23 protein-coding genes are annotated in these 19,050 nt (G+C 35.3%); 3 read left to right on the top strand and 20 right to left on the bottom strand.

All coding sequences use genetic code 11. The annotated features are described in order from the left end of the window. Positions 1 to 46 precede the first annotated feature (46 nt). The 20 genes from ACK1JC_RS05660 to acnD form a co-directional block, all read right to left on the bottom strand. Positions 47 to 451 carry an NUDIX hydrolase gene (locus ACK1JC_RS05660; protein WP_409510889.1) on the bottom strand — a complete coding sequence of 135 codons (405 nt, stop codon included), beginning with the start codon at positions 449 to 451 and terminating at the stop codon, positions 47 to 49. Positions 452 to 463: 12 nt separating this feature from the next. Continuing rightward, entirely contained in the window at positions 464 to 1,639 is a 1,176-nt protein-coding gene (locus tag ACK1JC_RS05655) for a low temperature requirement protein A (RefSeq protein WP_409510888.1), read from the bottom strand. A gap of 228 nt (positions 1,640 to 1,867) precedes the next feature. Then, entirely contained in the window at positions 1,868 to 2,341 is a 474-nt protein-coding gene (locus tag ACK1JC_RS05650; protein ID WP_409510887.1) for a YybH family protein, read from the bottom strand. A gap of 263 nt (positions 2,342 to 2,604) precedes the next feature. Next, the gene (locus ACK1JC_RS05645; RefSeq protein WP_409510886.1) at positions 2,605 to 2,946 is read right to left on the bottom strand and encodes a YegP family protein; all 342 of its coding nucleotides are present in this window, start codon (positions 2,944 to 2,946) and stop codon (positions 2,605 to 2,607) included. Between the two features lie 213 nt (positions 2,947 to 3,159). Continuing rightward, positions 3,160 to 3,831: a hypothetical protein gene (locus tag ACK1JC_RS05640; protein WP_409510885.1), complete on the bottom strand. Its 672-nt coding sequence runs from the start codon at positions 3,829 to 3,831 to the stop codon at positions 3,160 to 3,162. Between the two features lie 119 nt (positions 3,832 to 3,950). Next, positions 3,951 to 4,295 carry a zinc ribbon domain-containing protein YjdM gene (locus ACK1JC_RS05635; protein WP_409510884.1) on the bottom strand — a complete coding sequence of 115 codons (345 nt, stop codon included), beginning with the start codon at positions 4,293 to 4,295 and terminating at the stop codon, positions 3,951 to 3,953. 101 nt (positions 4,296 to 4,396) lie between these two features. Then, positions 4,397 to 4,756 carry a DUF488 domain-containing protein gene (locus tag ACK1JC_RS05630; protein ID WP_409510883.1) on the bottom strand — a complete coding sequence of 120 codons (360 nt, stop codon included), beginning with the start codon at positions 4,754 to 4,756 and terminating at the stop codon, positions 4,397 to 4,399. A 154-nt stretch (positions 4,757 to 4,910) separates the two neighbouring features. Next, complete coding sequence (locus ACK1JC_RS05625; RefSeq protein ID WP_409510882.1) at positions 4,911 to 5,285, bottom strand: ribonuclease E inhibitor RraB; 375 nt, start codon at positions 5,283 to 5,285, stop codon at positions 4,911 to 4,913. Positions 5,286 to 5,417: 132 nt separating this feature from the next. Next, positions 5,418 to 6,083, bottom strand: a complete 666-nt coding sequence (locus tag ACK1JC_RS05620) for a pseudouridine synthase (protein ID WP_409510881.1) — start codon at positions 6,081 to 6,083, stop codon at positions 5,418 to 5,420. 109 nt (positions 6,084 to 6,192) lie between these two features. Then, positions 6,193 to 7,035 carry a GGDEF domain-containing protein gene (locus ACK1JC_RS05615; protein WP_409510880.1) on the bottom strand — a complete coding sequence of 281 codons (843 nt, stop codon included), beginning with the start codon at positions 7,033 to 7,035 and terminating at the stop codon, positions 6,193 to 6,195. Between the two features lie 809 nt (positions 7,036 to 7,844). Further along, positions 7,845 to 8,309, bottom strand: a complete 465-nt coding sequence (locus ACK1JC_RS05610; RefSeq protein ID WP_409510879.1) for a hypothetical protein — start codon at positions 8,307 to 8,309, stop codon at positions 7,845 to 7,847. Positions 8,310 to 9,240: 931 nt separating this feature from the next. Then, positions 9,241 to 9,702, bottom strand: a complete 462-nt coding sequence (locus ACK1JC_RS05605) for a hypothetical protein (protein ID WP_409510878.1) — start codon at positions 9,700 to 9,702, stop codon at positions 9,241 to 9,243. A gap of 357 nt (positions 9,703 to 10,059) precedes the next feature. Next, positions 10,060 to 10,269 (bottom strand): hypothetical protein, encoded by a 210-nt coding sequence (locus ACK1JC_RS05600; RefSeq protein ID WP_409510877.1) that lies wholly within the window; start codon positions 10,267 to 10,269, stop codon positions 10,060 to 10,062. Between the two features lie 116 nt (positions 10,270 to 10,385). Then, the gene (locus ACK1JC_RS05595) at positions 10,386 to 10,964 is read right to left on the bottom strand and encodes a DUF4126 domain-containing protein (RefSeq protein WP_409510931.1); all 579 of its coding nucleotides are present in this window, start codon (positions 10,962 to 10,964) and stop codon (positions 10,386 to 10,388) included. Between the two features lie 110 nt (positions 10,965 to 11,074). Further along, entirely contained in the window at positions 11,075 to 11,311 is a 237-nt protein-coding gene (locus ACK1JC_RS05590; RefSeq protein WP_409510876.1) for a zinc ribbon-containing protein, read from the bottom strand. Positions 11,312 to 11,439: 128 nt separating this feature from the next. Beyond that, complete coding sequence (locus ACK1JC_RS05585) at positions 11,440 to 11,661, bottom strand: hypothetical protein (RefSeq protein WP_409510875.1); 222 nt, start codon at positions 11,659 to 11,661, stop codon at positions 11,440 to 11,442. Positions 11,662 to 11,873: 212 nt separating this feature from the next. Then, entirely contained in the window at positions 11,874 to 12,293 is a 420-nt protein-coding gene (locus ACK1JC_RS05580) for a type II toxin-antitoxin system VapC family toxin (RefSeq protein ID WP_409510874.1), read from the bottom strand. Then, positions 12,293 to 12,523, bottom strand: a complete 231-nt coding sequence (locus ACK1JC_RS05575) for an antitoxin (protein WP_409510873.1) — start codon at positions 12,521 to 12,523, stop codon at positions 12,293 to 12,295. Before ACK1JC_RS05575 ends, ACK1JC_RS05580 begins: the two co-directional genes overlap by 1 nt. A gap of 85 nt (positions 12,524 to 12,608) precedes the next feature. Beyond that, positions 12,609 to 13,520, bottom strand: a complete 912-nt coding sequence (locus ACK1JC_RS05570; protein WP_409510872.1) for a hypothetical protein — start codon at positions 13,518 to 13,520, stop codon at positions 12,609 to 12,611. Positions 13,521 to 13,601: 81 nt separating this feature from the next. Continuing rightward, positions 13,602 to 16,220, bottom strand: a complete 2,619-nt coding sequence (acnD, locus tag ACK1JC_RS05565; RefSeq protein WP_409510871.1) for a Fe/S-dependent 2-methylisocitrate dehydratase AcnD — start codon at positions 16,218 to 16,220, stop codon at positions 13,602 to 13,604. Positions 16,221 to 16,456: 236 nt separating this feature from the next. Here acnD and ACK1JC_RS05560 point away from each other — a divergent pair, with 236 nt between their 5' ends. The 3 genes from ACK1JC_RS05560 to ACK1JC_RS05550 all read left to right on the top strand — a co-directional run bounded on the left by ACK1JC_RS05560 (position 16,457) and on the right by ACK1JC_RS05550 (position 19,017). Further along, entirely contained in the window at positions 16,457 to 17,179 is a 723-nt protein-coding gene (locus ACK1JC_RS05560; RefSeq protein WP_409510870.1) for a YgfZ/GcvT domain-containing protein, read from the top strand. Positions 17,180 to 17,246: 67 nt separating this feature from the next. Next, positions 17,247 to 18,014, top strand: a complete 768-nt coding sequence (locus ACK1JC_RS05555; RefSeq protein ID WP_409510869.1) for an NACHT domain-containing protein — start codon at positions 17,247 to 17,249, stop codon at positions 18,012 to 18,014. Positions 18,015 to 18,066: 52 nt separating this feature from the next. Further along, a complete protein-coding gene (locus ACK1JC_RS05550; RefSeq protein WP_409510868.1) occupies positions 18,067 to 19,017 on the top strand; it encodes a hypothetical protein in 951 nt (316 codons plus the stop codon). The last annotated feature ends 33 nt before the right edge of the window (positions 19,018 to 19,050 follow it).

The raw sequence follows: 19,050 nt of genomic DNA, 5'->3' as shown, positions 1-19,050 counted from the left end.
TTAATGAGCTATTTTTTGATGATCCATACTCTTATCATCCATAATCTTAAAATGCTCGGCTAACGACTTGACCTTGAAATCTTAAACAATCTTCAACACGTATGCGTTGTATTTCGGACAACTCATCAACATTAAACCAACGATATTCGGAATGTTCTACACTGAGTTTAATTTCTGTATTTTCCTTGAAGTGGCATTTGAAAATAAAAGCATGTGAAGTCACCGCACTGTGAAAATAAACACCCGATAAATAATCAAGTTCAATCTCACAACCTAATTCTTCATGGCATTCACGAAACAATGCATCATGAATGGTTTCCCCCATGTCCAAACCACCACCTGGCAAGCCCCATGCATGCTCAGCATAAGTAGCTTTCAGCAATAAAATCTGACCCACTGTATTACAAATGACCGCATGAGAACTCAGTCGGTAAAAATCATGAAATCCCATACAATCTGCCTATTAGAATCGTTTAATTAAATAAGTTTTTGTTAAGAATAGACGTAAAGCATACACGACACCAATGGCGAAAACGCTATAACCAATGTCAGGAGAAAATATAGGAATACACAGCACAATTATTGTTGTTAATGGATAGAACCATTTTTTCATGCCATTAAGCGTATGTGCTTCATGCAGTGCCCACAAACTTCCCGTATAAATGACCAATGGAATTGCCACGAGCCACCCCGCCATTTGATCTGAAATATGTGCTTGATGAGTCGCAACATCAACAGCTGCTGCAAGACTTGCCCCAATCATGGCAATACTAATAAAAATAAAGAAATGTCCATACCCCCAAGAAAACACACGTTTTCGGGTAGTTAAAGTATCGCCCACTTCATTATCAAAATATGCCCACCACATGGTAAACATTATAATCAAGCCACCAACCATTAAGAAAATTAACTCAATACTCAGTAGCTGACTTTGTAGTGCATCGGCAATTGCGCTATAACAGCCCACAATCGATTCACCTAATACAATGATAGTCAAAAGTGAATAGCGCTCTGCAATATGATGCGGATGCCATGGTGTTCTACTCGCAGCTTCCGCCCAAAGTGGCACACTCAACTCAGCACACACTAATCCAGCAAAAATAAATAAAGTTAAATCAATTGGGGCAAAATGAAACAATAGCCATGCAAGTTGTACAATAACAATACCAATCACATAGCGTATTGCAGTTTTTCTACGTTCTAAATCACTTGCTGCCACTCGAAGCCATTGAACAACCAAACCAAGCCGCATAATCACATAACCCGCGACAATTACATCGAAGTCATCTTTTTGAAATGCCATGGGAATGCCCGCAGCAATCACCAATGAACCAATAATCTGTACAAAGGTCATAACTCGGTAAAAAGCATCATCATTGTCATAGGCAGAGGCAAACCAACTAAAGTTCATCCATGCCCACCACAAAGCAAAAAACACCATCAAATAATGCACAAGTCCTGTACTTAAATGGTTTTCAATCATACTGTGATGCAGTTGCACACCTGCTGTTGCAATAGCGACCACAAAAATCAAATCAAATAAAAGTTCAAGCGATGTCGCCACACGATGCGACTCGTGCGGATTTCGAGGTAAAAGAGGTTTCAACCACGTAGGGCGAGTAGGAACAGAGTTTGACATAAGTAATATTTCTTCGATTTATTTTCAATGAATTTTTTCAAATCGTTTCACAGAACACAAGTCATATTTTATATGTTATTGGCACTTATTTTAAATTTTGTGAGTCATATAACTAAAATATTTCTTCTCTAAAAATAAAAAAATCCTGTCTTCAAACAGGATTTATCAAAAGAAATAGGTCAGTTTAATAACATTATTTCCTGATCAAATTTTCTATCTTAAAATAATTTAAACCACTAATCTGAGTTTGGGCTTATTTTTAAGTACAATCGCTTGACCTGTTAGCAGATCAACAGGCATCGAAATATGTTGATGTACAACAAGCCAAGCATCATCTTTCTTCTGTAAACATAGCGTTGTACGACACCAAGGCATATCTAATTTGCCTTTCAAAATTGGATTTTCAACTTTAGAATGGCAATGCATCACCACCAAATCATCTGCAGCATACAAACGAACTTCACGGCGAGAGATTTTCATTTCTTCATTAAAATAAGGACTAAATTTTTCCCATTCTTTTTTGTATTGTCTTACACCATCAAGCTGAGAGCTGACATCAAACATACTGATATCGGTAGCGCACTGTTGCATTAAATCATCAACGTGTTGACCCAATAATGCCTGATCCCAAGCCTGAATGACTTGTAGAACTTCTTCTGCAACAATATGATTACCAACAATTTCAATATGACCTACATTCATAGAGGAATTCCTCAACATTATTTTTATTTAACGTGATGAATTTAACATTTTTAATAATATTTTGTTAATTGATTTTATATTTTTTTGTTATTTTTTGAAATTTTTAAATTGCGTTTAAAAAAATGAACATTCCATACTGAAATTCTAAACAATCCAATAACAATCTACTAAATTATAACAAAATGAAAAGAGCATGTATTTACATGCTCTTTTGTAATAAATCCGATAAAACTTGGCTTAATCTTTAATTTAAGTCTTAAGTATCAAGCCTCTATCGTCAGATCTTTAATTTTATCAGATGAACCATTTTTCTTGACTGACTCAATGCCATTATCACGTGCAGCTTCACTCGAATAGAACTGACTTGTACCAATAATCTGATGGTTTGCTGCTTTTAAATTAAAGTATGGTTTACCATTTTTAGCTTCAAGTCGCTCATAACGCCCATCTTCAGGACTATTTTTTTGAACAGACTCGATCCCATTTTGTGCAGAAGCTTTGGCTTTATAAAGTTCGCTCGTCAAAATCACTTCGCCATTACCTGCTTTTAATACAAAACGATATTGATCATCTTTTGCCTGACTAATTTCATACCATCCTGACATATTGATTTTCCTCTAGTTATTTTTACATTTATTGTTTCGAAGTCGTGCTTTATCTGCATATAAATATGCGCCTGCACTAAAATATAAATGACTTTACTGTATTTTCACAACTGCTTTTAACAACTCAATTACAACTTTAAATGAAGGACTTAGCTAATATCTGAAAAAACAAATATCTTATTGATATTTATTATATAAATAATTCAAAAATCTTCACTCTGCTATAAACATCATGGCAACAGCAAAAATCACTGTTGAATAAAACAATAAAGGTAAAATCAAAAACCAAAAAATGCCCCAACGATTGACTTGAAATACAGTTTTAGCTGCAATAAAACTCACCAAGCAAGAGTAAACTAAAGTAACTAGAACAATAATTACACTCCAGATTTCATCTGCATAATATGCCTCGTTATAGTTTTGATACAGTAAAGTTTGAATAATAGTAACAGCAATAATCGGAACAACTGCACTCATCCACTGTAAGACATTCACCTGTTTTGCCAAGGTAGGATCGGGGGATGATACCCCACATCTTTTTAAGCGAAATTCATACCACCATCCATATAAATGCCATGCAATAAAACCACCGAATAAACCAACCGTTAATACAAATCCCCAATAATTGATCCAATTATTTACAGTAAAATCAAGGATATTAGAGCTAGAATTTAATTCAGCTTTAATCATTTGAGTATCAATACGATCCATAACCACAAAGATACCAAGTAAATAGGCAAGCAAATAAACTTTGCTCCGATCTAGATGGGGTAAATCTTGAAAATAACGCTTTGGTTGGAAAAAGAGTTGTAAAAGCCGTTTCGAATGAATTGCCGACTGCTGCTTTACACTTGGGTGTGCTGATTTTGATAAATATTCAGACATTTTTATTCTTCTGTGATTCAATTTTATTTTCAATTATTTGTAAGCATTTTAGGGCAACAAATCCAGTTGAAATTTGTTACCTTATTTCTGACATCTTAATGAATTATCATCTTTAGCAATTAAGCTTTTTTAACATATTCTGATTTCAGTTTAATGCTTCCAATCCCATCAACTTTACAATCAAGATCATGACCATCTGTTGCATCAGGAACTAAACGAATATTTTTGACTTTCGTTCCTTGGCGAACAACTGATGATGAACCTTTCAATTTCAAATCTTTAACCACAGTGACAGCATCACCATCTGCAAGGACATTACCAAATGCATCTTTAATGATGCTGATCTCATCACCTGCAAGTACCTCACCTTCTTTCCATTCATAAGTACATTCGGGGCAAATCAGTACACCTGCATCTTCATAGGTATATTCAGACTGACATTTTGGACAATTAGGCAAAGACATAAGCCACCTCAAAAATTAAAAAGGCAAAAATTAATTATAACATTTTTATAATTTTCAAAAATTTAAATCACATATTTATTTTAAGGCAATAAAAATACCGCTCAGTTTTCTCTTTGCTTGATTAAATTCACTATCACTGTTAAATGATTTTGCATGGTATTTTTAGATGCCGTCAGAAAAGTTACTGTTTTCTCTCTCGTCATAAAATTCCACAATTCATCAAGATCCTGACTTTGCTCTGCCAACTCCTCCAAATAACGCTGCTGAAATACATCCCAACGCTGTTCTGGCGCTTCATGATACCATTTTCGTAATTCATTGGATGGGCTTAATCCTTTTGGCCATAAATCGATCTGAGCTACTTCTTTTTTAATTCCTCTAGGCCAAAGTCGATCTAACAAAATTCTTTTGCCATCAGTTACTAATATTTCATCATAAATTCTTTTTTGTTTAATGTTCATGTATTGTTCCTCGACTTTACCTGTCGAATTAAGCTTATCCATTTACATGTAAAATTTATATTACAGCGGGCTTTAAACCAATAAAAGCCCATAAAAAAAGAGATGTTGAACATCTCTTTTTAATTTTCATTTAAGACGATTGGCTTAAATATGTTTAGGCTTCATCTTCTTCGTCTTCATCATCGTAAACATACGCCATGCAACCCCAGCCATCGTATTCACCACCATGCTGTTCTGCAATTTTGGTAAACCATTCTTCTAAATCGACAATATCTGAATGCTCAGGTTCCATATAGACGTAAATCGTGATAATCCACTCTGAACTTTCGCCTTCGGTATCTTCAAACAAACTGATTTTTTGTTCTTCTTTTAGCAAATATAACGCACACTGATCCGCTTGTTCCTCACTTTTAAATGCAATTGAATATTCAATTTCATGTGGTTCAGTCAGGTCATCACCATCTGTATGCATTTGCCACAGTACGTTGCCATTGTCATCATCTGGGTAGAGTTCGTAATTGCGGGTCATGAGATTATCCTTTTACAGAAAGACGGTGATTATTGATTCTAGATTAGCGCAAAATTATTGCATTTTGCAGATTAAATCTCACTTCAGGCGATAAATTAGCGTTCACTTTCAATTTTGCAACAAAGGATATTATTAAAACGGAACACTTCCCTGAATTTTTAAGTCAATGCCACTCAACGGTTGCTTAAATTCAAGTAAACACGCATGTAAAGCCATACGCCCTAAAGGACTTTTTATCGGCTCAGGATGATAAATTTCATCACCTGTAATTGGATGCCCAATATGCATCATGTGAACACGAAGTTGATGTGAACGTCCTGTAATTGGAGTCAACAACACTCTGCTAATATCCTGATTTTCATAATATTCAACACGTTCATATAACGTCTGTGCGGACTTCCCGAGTTCATAATGCACCATTTGACGCGGACGATTTTCCCAATCAGTAATGAGTGGAACATCGACTTGACCCTGTTTTTCGAGTTTACCCTGAACCAAAGCAACATAATTTTTCTTGACGGTTCTTGCCTGAAACATTTTGCTCACCGCAACTTCCGCATCACGGTGTTTCGCAAACATTAAAATACCTGAAGTCGCCATATCTAAACGATGGGTAATTTTAGCTAAAGGAAATTGCTCAACTACTCGTAAGTAAGCACTGTCATGATGCTCAGGCAAACGCCCTGGTACAGACAACAGCCCCGCAGGTTTATCAATAATCACCAAATCATCATCTTCATACAAAATAACAAGGGCTTGCTGTGGCGGAGCATAAACAAAATGGGTGTTCAAAGGCATAAGGGCTGGTTCAAAATATTTCAAATCAGATTTTAAATAGTCCTGATCATATTCGCTACTCTTTGTAGTGCCATTATTTTGTATTTGGGTGTTAAAACATTCTGATTTTTTATACTTCAACTGATTTTACGGTTGTTGTCGCCTTACCTAGATCTTTAGACTGATACATTAAGCCATCAGCATGATGTTTTGCGTCATCAGGTTTATGAGGTAACTCATAAAACAGGCTGATCCCCATACTAAAATCGACACCAAAATCTCGCTTCATTTCCGTTCTAGAAAATAATTGACGAAGATGCCCTTCATAAGTATCAACCGCTTGCTGATTAGTATCATTCAATAATACTACAAACTCATCTCCGCCCATACGCGCTACAATATCTGCAGAAGACACTGATTTTTGTAATACGCGAGCAAAGCGAATAAGCACCTCATCACCCTGACTATGCCCAAGTCGATCATTGACTTGCTTAAAACCATCAAGATCAATGACACAAATGGCTGACTGCTGTTCTTTACTACGTTGACGATAGGCAATTTCATACTGAATCTCAAATGAACGGAAGTTATTTAAGCCCGTTAATGAATCTTTCATTGCCATACACGTCATTTCGGCAAGCACTGTTTTTACTCGAATCAGTAGAAATGCCACAATCGCAAATGAAATTACCCGTACGCCTGCATTCCAATAGGGAATGATTGGACTACTATAAATATGCCCTGTATGAAAATCGCTATATAACCAAATTAAACCTGACAAGATCACTGCGCTCAATGCAATGCGTGTTGGCTCATACCAAGCGGCAATAGAAACGGGTATTAAATAAAATACCGTAATAGAATATTCAAACCCTGTTGCAAGGTCGAGCCATCCTATTAACAGTAAGCTAATAAGAATAAAAATACGACGAAAATAGACATGAGTCGTTAGTAAATAATCTAAAATTTTCATGCAATACCGTTCGGCTTAGACCGCTTCTAGGATAACCTGAATCACTGAATTTTCACAATTTTTAAGATTAACTGTCATGATTAGATAAATTCAATGATGGGTTGAATATACGCTTTTAAATACTATAAAGCTTATGAAAAAATAGTCTTTAGGCAAACCGTAAAATATACCAATAAATATGAAACATAGTACAAAACAACTAAGGAAAAATTGATACTAGATATAAAGATTATTGTAATGGTTGGTTTGGGTCATTTTATATTGTGAATGTTAAAATAAGCCATACAATCTACAGATAAGACAGATAAAAAATTCTTGGGGCATTTGGGAAAATTTAATTTACTTCAACAACGATCGCTTTGTAAGCGACTAGCTTTAGCCTATAAACTTGTGATCTATAGCGTCCTAAGCCGAATCGAGACCTTTTGGGTATGTACTGCACTCACGTTATACGTAACTCACAGCATGCTACTCTTTTCGATCCCATCACACCCTTGAAATCTATAGTAGCCAAAAGGCGTCGGAATTATTTCCCTAAGACCAGTTGATTTCAAACTGATTTAGGATTATTTTCCGCAATTAGACATCTTTAAAGTATTTTTTCCTGAATTAATTTAAATAAAGAAGTTTTTACTACATATAAACTATATTTATTCAGAAATTTATCATGCAAATATTGTACTAAATGTGCATTTTGTACTTTTAAATTTTATAAAAAAAAGAACACCGAAGTGTTCTTGCGCTTGAAGCAAATTTCGATCGAACAAGGCAAGCTCCCCAAGACTTCAGTCCCTGTTCGATCAACCTATTTAAGCGGCGACCATACGACCTTGCGCTGCTTTATCTTGAAGTAACTGCATATAATATTCTCTCATCTGATCACGCTCACCACAGACAAATGCAGTTAAGTAGTGAGTCAATTGTTCAAAGCCAATACTTTTATAACCAAGTACAGATTTAGATTGACGAGTAATTAGACCAAATAAATCTTTAAATGGAACCATCATTGGAATATTGCTCTCTAAACGAAACTCAAGCGCATCACCGACTGAAAATGCATTAAGTGTAATGTTTAAATATTCTCCAGTTTCTTGGTTTTTCACAAAAAATGTAGAATTTGAACCGTCCATTTGCAACTGTAAAATACGTAAACCACGCCAATTGAGTGAGTCAAATTTTGCCAATACTTCCTGGGTTGTATTGTCAGGAGATACTTCAGAATCTAATACATTTTTTCGACCCGGAAAATGTATTTCTACTTCAAAGTTTTTCATTATTATTTATTCCTATACCCTAGCAATGAGATACTAGCAGGAGTATTTTCCCTTTTGCCTACGGGATTTTCGATGATTATCTATTCTTAATCGTTGAATATACAGACTTTCCAAGAGTGTTATCACATTTAGTCTAAGAAATCATGATCTGCCTATGCTTAATCCATTTTTACGGAACAAAAATATTTTTTGCGATACTTTTCATTCTTCAAATCAAAAACATAGACTCCTATACATGTTTTCATTAAAACAGTTAAAACCAACTCAAATACTTTGAATTTATTTTAATTAACTTAAAGTGTTTTTATTTACAAATGCATGAAGAATGTATTGCTATAAATACATGACAAAATTGAATGATATTTTACATGCTGAGCAGCAAAAATAAGACGAGAGCGATCTATAAAATGTGCTTCAAGTTTGAAGTGAAATGATATTTGGAATTTTTGATGAAGATGACTCAGAATTACTGATGAAGCAGAATTTTTAAGGGGTGAGGGAAAATCTGATGTTTTACTTCAACTATCACTCTTGGTAAGAAATGACCTTCTAGCCTATAAACTTTTGATCTATAGCGTCCTAAGCCGAATCGAGACCTTGTGGGTTTGTACTGCACTCGCGTTTTGCGCCGCTCACAGCATGCTACTCTTTTCGATCCCATCACACCCTTGAAAGCTATAATAGTTAAAGCTATACGGAATTAATTTCCGAAGATTTACTCATTTCCAATATTTTTAGGAATATTTTTCATTGTTTACTATAAAATAAAAATAATTTCCCAAAAAAAATATTTTTACTGCTTTTTTTATCATTTTAAAGTTAAAAAGCACTGCTTTTTTTCCAAATCACTACTCAGATGATTTATTCAAATTGAATAAACCCAGTACAAGATACTCCTCTTTTAAGCTAAGTATCTTGTACTGTTTTCAAATTAAGCGATGCGATATTCCTGCAATGACTTTTTATGAAGTAATTGTTTGTAATGCTCAATCATTGAATCAACTTGTCCATCTAAAAAAACCGAAAGTTGTTCAACAACTTGGCTTTGATTTAAATTTTTATAAATTACCGTATAATTTTTGGTTCGTTTGAGTAATCCTAATAACTCCTTACTCACCACGCTAAACTCAATATTACTGTCAATATGAAACTGTGGTTCAGTCTGAGTACTGTGTGCATTTAACGTTATACTTATATATTGTTCAGTCTCAACGTTCATTACGCTAAAAGTACTTTCACTTTCCATCTGTTGTAATTGTTTCAATAATTGACGACGCCAATTGATATTAAAAAACTTACGTAATATTAAATTTATATCTTGTGATTCAAAGCTTTCCGTTTGCTCCGCCCCATTTCCTTCAGATAAAGTAATTTCAACTTCAAAATTTTTCATGCTTTCACTAATCCATGTGTTTTAAGTATTGTTGTTTATTAATAACACTTATCTTATTGTTTAAAAACAGTCTAATACGTGATTTTATTAAAATTTAATCAATTTTTAGTGTTTCAATTCACAAATATACACGTATTTTTTATACGCCTTTAGTATTAGGTGAAATATCAATCATACTTTTTTGATAAATCTTTTTATATTGAAGCACATAGAAATTTTAAAAATTTTATGTACCTCAATATATACTTTTTATTTCATCATTTTTGATATAAACATATTTAGAAATATAAAAAACTCAGCCTAAAAGCTGAGTTTAACAACATTTAAAATTAAATTGATGACGCTAAAAGATCAACATCATTGCTCTGCACAACAAGCTTTACAGGGCTGAATTTTTTCTTTCGACCAATTCATTTTGGCTCTTTTCAAAGCAAGCTCAATATTTGCGAAATACCCAATCAGAATTTGTTGGCTCAAATTAGGCAAGTGTTCACAACCCTGTGTTGCATTATGTATTTGATAGACCCCATTGGCTGAGGGATTTTCATTGATAATAAATTTGATCATAGCACTCTCCCCAATACTTTAAAGTTCAATTTAAAATAATCCCATACAAAAAGTATGTCTTTATAAAACTAAACTGATCTTGGATAAAAATCAAACTAAATGAGCAATTATTTTCTTTATACTGCTGAATGATTTAAATTTTCTTGTTTTTTACGACGAATCCAACGGATTCCAATAATCATCAGAATAATCCCAGCAATGACTACGAATACAGGAACAAAAAATGATAAGACAGAGATCAGCAATGCACTCATCCATTCAGTTGTAGAAACCAATGGATTAGCAATCCCTCCTGTCGTTGCTGTAGATAAGCCACGGACTGCAACGGTACTAAGTTGTACTGCTGATGCTGTTCCCCCCCCAACAATAATTGCTGCTGCCCAACTTGCAAAGGGTGACATTTCTCCTGTACTCACTGCCATCGTGGTCAGTGTACCTGCAATCATCGCCGCAGGTGTAGAAATGCTGTCTAAAGAGTTATCTACCCACGGAATGTAATAAGCCCCAATTTCACAAACGGTCGCCACTGTAAGCCCGATACAAACTGACGGCATTGCCAACCACTCAAAACCTTTCATGGGTTCAAATAATCCAGTCAGTGATGCAACGCTCATCACCAGTAATGGAACAAAGACACGAAAGCCACAGGCTGCACTTAATCCAATGCCTATGCATAGGCTGAGTATTGTTTCAATCATTGTGCATCTACCTTTATTTTTATAAATTATTAAATAAGGTAGCAAAAAGCCCTATTGAGTAATAGGGCTTTTTTTTAAACAGTGAGTAACTGTTTTATTTGTGCTGCTTAGGCATTCTTATTGTTGAATTGATTGCCAAGGCATTTGGTACACGGGGGTAAACGGTCTGTACCAATTTCTAAGTAAGCGCGATGTCCGCATTGGACACAAAAATAGAAGCCTGTTCCGGGTTGTTCGCCAGCAGTAACCATTTTTGTTCTCCATAGGTTTTTAGAAATGGTGAATAAAGTATAATCAATTTTTGAGGTTTGTCTATTAGTTATTTTAAATAAAAATGGTGTCATTTTTGCAAGAAATATAAAACTGTAATTTTTGGGAATTTATCTAGATTTTGTGATGTGGTTTTAGAGTTTGCTATGTTTTCTTCGTTAATGTTAAGAAATGAATCGAAATTTCTATTTAAGTCTTTCTTTTATTTTCTCATATCAAGTAGCATTCTATCTTCACCAAACTCAATGCCTCGTTCGAGTAGCTTTGCATGTGCTGCGTGATGGATGACTCCTTTTTTGCTAACCTTAGCTTCGAATAATCTGCGTAATGTTTCTTCGCTGACATTCGGATGACCCACCACTTCTATGCGTACTCCCCCAAAATTTGTCGTTTGCAAAGCGGTCAAGTATTTCAGCATCTGCATCAGGGTTCATTGCTACCATGACTCGAATCGCTTGATTCGGCTCTGTTAGGAATGGTTCAAGTTTGCTGTATTGGCTGCACCACTTGCTACAATATAGCGATGTTTTTCTTCGGCTTTTTGTTCAGGGGATTTTTTTGGCATGAGTTTCTTAGCTTATATTTTATTGAAAGTTCTTATGTGCAAACAAATATAGACCAACTCTCATTAGATTTCTAAATCGCTTTTGTTACCCAATTTTCTATTTTTAATTGATTGACTCGTAAAAATTCTTTTTCATTATTGGTCACCATGACCCAATCATTTGCTCTCGCATGTGCTGCAAGCCATAAATCATTGTTACCTATAATCTGACCTTTTAAAGTTAAGTCTTTTCGTATTTGTGCATAATGTTCAGCAACTGTTTCATCCAGTTCAACAACAGGAATGATTGCGCTTAATTCATCTATGACTTTTAAAGCCTTTTCTTTGTTTTGACTTTTTTCAGCACCAAAACGTAACTCTCCTAAAGTAATCACTGACATTAAAATGTTACGATTTGGCAAATGCTTTTCAAAATGCTGGCGGACAATTTCAGGTTGATGCTTAGTGATATAGATACAAATATTAGTATCCAATAAGTATTGTGTCGGCATTAGAATTCTTCTCGTTCTTGCGGTGGTTCATCCATCCTTTCTTCTACATAGAAGTCCTCAGGCATCTGTGCCAATACTTTGAATAAATAGTCTGCTGTCACAGGTTTTTCACGCAGTATCACTTCCTCACCACGACGAAAGATTTCGACTTCTTTTCCTTCAAAGCGAAATTCTTTCGGTAAACGAATAGCTTGGCTACGACCTGTCATAAAAACTTTTGCTGTAGTCATCACCTACTCCAATAGTCTTAATATATATCTTATGATAGGTATTTTTAGAATATAAATCAATCAAACCCTCCTTTATGATTAAAACTTAAGTCACCAAAAATGAACTTAAATATGGTAAAAAAGGCATAACCAAACCACTTACTACTGTTGTATGGTCTGATAAAAAACCCATAAGCTCCAAATACTTTTCCTTATAATTTTTAGTACCAACATTTCTACCGAGCTCCTCTATTCTATCTTCTAGTTCTTGTAAAACCTCGTTATCTTCTTCATTTACATCCTGAATCTTCGCAATTAATTCCATGAACTCTTTTGGAATTTCAGTATTGTTAGATTGCTGAATAGTACTGTGGCTATTCCCTGAAGCTAAATTACCAACATTTCCTGAAATATTAATATTAAAAATTTGACTCACTTTTTCTTGAGAAATTGGGTTTGAATTCAACTCTGCTTCGCCAGCTTCAGGATTAATAACTTCTATTTCTAATACAAAATTTAATATTTTGGTTTTTACGATATCAACAATTCCCTCCAATTTCGTAGAGGGTATAACTTTCCAGGCTTGTACACATACCATATGCTCATAAACTTTATTGCTAAACATAGCCACAAAATTTGCATCCCAAGGTTGCTGTAATAATTTACCCTTTTTAGAAGAACCCATCACAAGTGATTCAATTTCAGCAATTGGCGCAGTTAATGAAACTGTTGTTAAATTTTTTCGAAATTCTTTAGGAAAGCAATTTGATGGAATATCAGCATTTCTTAGCCCTGATCCAAATGCACCTGAAAAGTGTCCTTTTGAAGTAACATTATTGAAAATTCGATAAGACGGAATATCATCCAACAATTCATATCCATTAAGCTCTGAATCAACCCAAGTTTTAAAATCGTCATTACCCAATCGATAAGCTAAAACTTTGCATCGTCTTAATAAATCAGAAACTTTAACATTAGAGTTTACTGCATCGTTTTGAATTTCCCTTAAAAGAGACATTTCCATTTTCCAAAAAATAAAACCATATTTGAAATATGGCTTTATAAAATTATTTCAAGTATTAAAATGACTTATTTTTACTTAAGCCACATTCCCTTCCAAAAAGTCCTGTGCAAAGCGCTGCAACACACCACCCGCTTCATACACATGCACCTCTTCTTCAGTATCCAGACGGCAAGTTACAGCGACTTCAACAATTTCACTCTTACCATCTTCTGTCGCACGCTCAATCACCAAAGTTAAGTCAGAACGAGGTGCAATATTTCCAATCACGCTATACAACTCAGTACCATCAAGCTTTAACGTCTTACGGTCAACGCCTGCTTTAAACTCAAGTGGTAACACACCCATACCGACAAGGTTGGTACGGTGAATACGCTCAAAACCTTCCGCAACAATCACTTCAACACCTGCAAGACGAACACCTTTAGCAGCCCAGTCACGGCTTGAACCCTGACCATAGTCTTTACCTGCAATGATGATCAATGGTTGTTTACGATTCATATAAGTTTCAATCGCTTCCCACATACGCATCACTTCGCCTTCAGGTTCAACTCGCGCTTTCGAACCCTGCTTGATCGTACCATCAGCACGAACCACCATTTCATTGAACAGTTTAGGATTCGCAAATGTTGCACGTTGCGTAGTCAAATGGTCGCCACGGTGCGTTGCGTAAGAGTTAAAATCTTCCTCAGGTACGCCCATTTTCTTCAAATATTCACCTGAAGCACTGTCTAACACAATCGCATTTGATGGAGACAAATGATCCGTGGTGATATTGTCACCCAAAATTGCAAGTGGACGCATATTTGCCAAAGTACGTGGAGCTGCCAAAGCACCTTCCCAATACGGCGGACGGCGAATATAGGTACTTTGCGGACGCCAGTTATACAACGGGCTTTCAGATTTAGCATTCACGCCCAAATCAAACATTGGAATGTAAATTTTCTTAAATTGTTCAGGCTTAACCGCAACTTTTACAAGTGCATCAATTTCTTCATCTGATGGCCAAATGTCTTTTAAATAAATTGGATTACCATCTTTATCATTGCCCAAAGAATCTGTTTCGATGTCAAAACGAATTGTTCCTGCTATCGCATAAGCAACAACAAGCGGAGGTGAAGCTAAGAATGCTTGTTTTGCATAAGGATGGATACGACCATCGAAGTTACGGTTCCCTGAAAGTACTGCAGTTGCGTACACATCACGATCGATAATTTCTTTTTGAATTACAGGGTCTAATGCGCCTGACATACCATTACAAGTGGTACAAGCATATCCCACGATACCAAAACCGAGTTTTTCTAAGTCGGTGAGTACACCTGCTTCTTCAAGGTACAAAGCAGCTGCTTTAGAACCTGGTGCAAAAGATGATTTAACCCAAGGTTTACGCACTAAACCAAGTTCATTGGCTTTGCGTGCAAGCAAGCCTGCTGCCACTGTATTACGAGGGTTTGAAGTATTGGTACACGAGGTAATTGCTGCGATGATTACCGCACCATCAGGAATTAAGCCTGCTGCTTCTTCTGCTTGAGCCGCTTCTAAATTGCCTGCAATACCTTTGGCTTTTAAGTCAGCCGTAGACACACGCGCATGTGGGTTTGACGGCCCTGCAATGTTACGAGTTACTTGCGATAAATCAAAACGTAATACACGTGGATATTCCGCTTGTGTCATATCAGATGCCCAAAGACCAATTTCTTTAGCATAGCTTTCAACAAGTTTAACTTGATCCGCTTCACGACCTGTAAGCGTTAAATAATCAATGGTGTTTTGGTCGATGTAGAACATAGCCGCTGTTGCGCCATATTCAGGGGTCATGTTGGAAATCGTTGCACGATCACCCACTGACATGCTGTCTGCGCCTTCACCGAAGAATTCTAAATATGCACCAACTACACGTTCTTTGCGTAGAAATTCAGTTAATGCTAAAACGATATCTGTTGCCGTAATGCCTGCCTGACGCTGACCCACAAATTCCACACCGATGATATCTGGAAGACGCATCCAAGATGCACGACCGAGCATTACATTTTCAGCTTCGAGTCCACCTACACCAATTGAGATCACGCCAAGTGCATCTGTATGTGGTGTGTGCGAGTCTGTACCTACACAAGTATCTGGGAATGCTAAACCATCACGATTTTGAATTACTGGAGACATTTTCTCCAAGTTGATTTGGTGCATGATGCCGTTGCCCGCAGGAATTACATCGACATTTTCAAAAGCTGTTTTAGTCCACTCAATGAAGTGAAAACGGTCTTCATTACGGCGGTCTTCAATCGCACGGTTTTTCTCGAAAGCATCTGGGTCAAAACCACCAAACTCTACAGCGAGAGAATGGTCAACAATAAGCTGTGTTGGCACAACTGGATTGACTTTAGACGGGTCACCGCCCTGTTCTGCAATTGCATCACGCAAGCCTGCAAGGTCAACAAGTGCAGTTTGACCAAGAATGTCATGACACACTACACGTGCAGGATACCAAGGGAAATCATGGTCTTGTTTACGGTTAATCAGTTCTTTTAAAGATTGTTCAAGAATGGCTGGGTCGCATTTACGAACCAATTGTTCAGCCAATACTTTTGATGTGTATGGAAGTTTTGCGTATGCGCCTTGCTGGATGTCTTCTACGGCTTGACGCACATCGAAGTATTCGAGCTGGGTATCTGTCAGAGATTTACGGTAGTTGTTATTCATTACTTTGTGCCTCTTGCATCATTATGTACAGCATGTCTAATGGCTGAATACTACACTGTCGAAAAGCCATTTCCCAAATCGTATATTTTTCATATGGTTACATATAAAAATAGGGGGTTTTGAAATATTTAGTAACAACTTGATTGGAATATTTACACTAAATGTGCTTTTTTCTGAAAAATAGCGGAAAATAGAATTCATTCTTTAGTATTAGATTTTAGATAAGTGAGTATTTCATGAGCGAATTGGCTTTCTCTTCATTCACTTTAATTGGTGTGGATGCACAAAAATTTCTACAAGGACAGGTCACTTTAAATACAGAAGCATTGGCTGAAAATGTTACGCGTTATACCGCTATTTGTGATCTGAAAGGTCGTATCCACTTCGGTTTGTGGCTAAAAAAGGTCAATCCTGAACACTTCGAAATTGTCACAACTGCCGACCAAGCAGATGAGTTTTCTAAGCACATTAAAAAGTATGGTGCTTTCGCTAAAATGAAACTAGAACTCGTGGGTTCAGTTTTTCCAACACTCGTTGACGATACGACTACTTTTTCAGCAGAAACGACTGATATTACTGCTTGGGAAGTCTCTGCCATTCAAAATGGGCAAGCTTTTATCACTCAAATCACGCAAGGTTTGTTTCAACCTCAAGAGCTCCGTTTGCATCAACGTGAAGGGATTCAATATGACAAAGGTTGTTATTTAGGTCAGGAAGTTATTGCGCGTTTATGGTTTAAAGCGAAGCCTAAAGCATGGTTGCATGTGATTCAGGGTTCAGGTGATGTGCCTGCTTTGGGTGACCAGCTTAACAAAGGTATTCAAGTGGTGAATAGTGCTGCTTTTGAGAGTGGTTTTATTGCCCTTGTGGTGGCTCGTCCTGATGCTTTGGCAGAGTTAGAAGTCACTGTTTTAGACTTGCCTGAGTATTTGAGTGGTGATGTGGCTAGACCACAGTAAGTGTTTAACTTATTTATAAATTGTTGTTATATTAGCTCACAATAGTGAGCTTTATAACGACTACATCATGCCTGAACCAATTTCAACTGCATTAACTTTATTAGCACTACGACCTATACTTTCAGAAATTGCAAAAAATACAAATACATTTCTAAGCACAGAGTTTGAAAAACGCTTTAATCTTAAAAAATTTTCAATTAATAACCAACAACTCGTAGATTCTATTGAAAAAATAGGATTAGTAAAAACTCTTTTTACAGGAGCTGAAAAACCTGTAGATTTGCATAGTTTTTTTTATACGCCCTCAATTACCACTAGAAATGGTATCTCAAAAATACATTGTTTAGATCAAATAACTACCGAACATAGTATTTTAATGGAAGCGACTGTTGGGCAAGGAAAATCCATTTTAATGCGATACTTGGCATTGCAAGAAGCTTCGAAAAATTCAAGAATCCCTATCTTCATTGAGCTAAAAAACATATCAAAAGAAAAAAGCCTTGAATATTTAATTCAAGAAAAAATTGAGGCTTGGACAAATAACATCAAAAATGAACAAGTAAAATTCATATTACAGTCTGGAAATGTTTCGTTATTTCTTGATGCATTTGATGAGATCAGTAAGGATTTCATTCCTGACACGCTTTCAACAATAGAAAAATTAGCAAATAATTTTTCCAACTTAAAACTCATTGTAAGTAGTAGACCAGATTCTGAAATTAAACATTCATCTTATTTTGAAATTATTAAGGTTAATAGCTATGACGATGAGGACAGACAAAATTTAATTGAAAAAATTGTTACTGAAAAAGTAAGCTCAAGAACAACTTATTAAGTCAATTCAAAATACTACCCCTGAAGTAAAAAGTGTACTTATTACACCATTGATGATTGGTTTATATATTAGAAAATATACCTCTGATTTTACTCCTCCTGAAAGAATTGTAGATTTTTACAAAAATATTTTCGACTTAGTTTCAATTACTCATGATAAATCAAAAGGATGGGATAGAGAAAGTGAGTCAAAACTCAATAGAGATGATCTTGAACTAATTTTTGAAAGATTTTGTTTTGAAATGTTTCTAGAAGATAAGCTTCTTTTTGGACAAGCTCTCTTCATAGAAAAGATAAAAAAATCCTTGGTTAAGTATGAATTAACGACTTCACCATATTTGGTAATGAATGATTTTACAAAATATTTATGTTTAATTTTACAAGATGGAACTGAATTTACTTTTATTCATAGAAGTATTCACGAATTTTATTTAGCAAAATTCATAAGTAAATTAGAAATTGAAAATGCTAAAAAAATTTTTAATAAGAAGATTAAACCAATAGTAGTCGATAACTTAACTTTCTTTATTTCTCATTTAAATAAATATTTTTACTATAAACTATTCCTTTTACCAATTTTTGAAACTGTAAAAGAAAATAGTTTTTTTCAATTTAATTACTTAAAAAACAATCAAATTCCTCAAGATATTTTGTCATATTTCGAATGTGTAGCACATGATTTTGATGAATTTTTTATTTCAAGCTCAAGTTTAATAAAATTTCTTATTCATGATAGTGATAACAAACAAGAACTTATCTACTTTCTTAATAGTTATATATTCGAGTCAATGTATGACAATGAACATTACAAACTAAGCCATACTATTAATGGTATAGCAGATATTACGAACCCTAAATTCACCAAAGAATTACACAAACATATGAATGAAAATCTTAAATTCCAAGAACGCTTAGAGCACCTTACCCTTTTATACAATGACATAAACAGGTATATAGAAATTAAAGAAAATGAAGTTACGGATGAAGATTTATCAGATATATAAAAAATTTAAATCCTTCTTATTAAGAAGGATTTT

It is taken from the genome of Acinetobacter sp. TY2 (genome assembly GCF_046269225.1).
GTDB lineage: Bacteria > Pseudomonadota > Gammaproteobacteria > Pseudomonadales > Moraxellaceae > Acinetobacter.
This window is presented reverse-complemented; position numbering and strand designations above follow the sequence as displayed.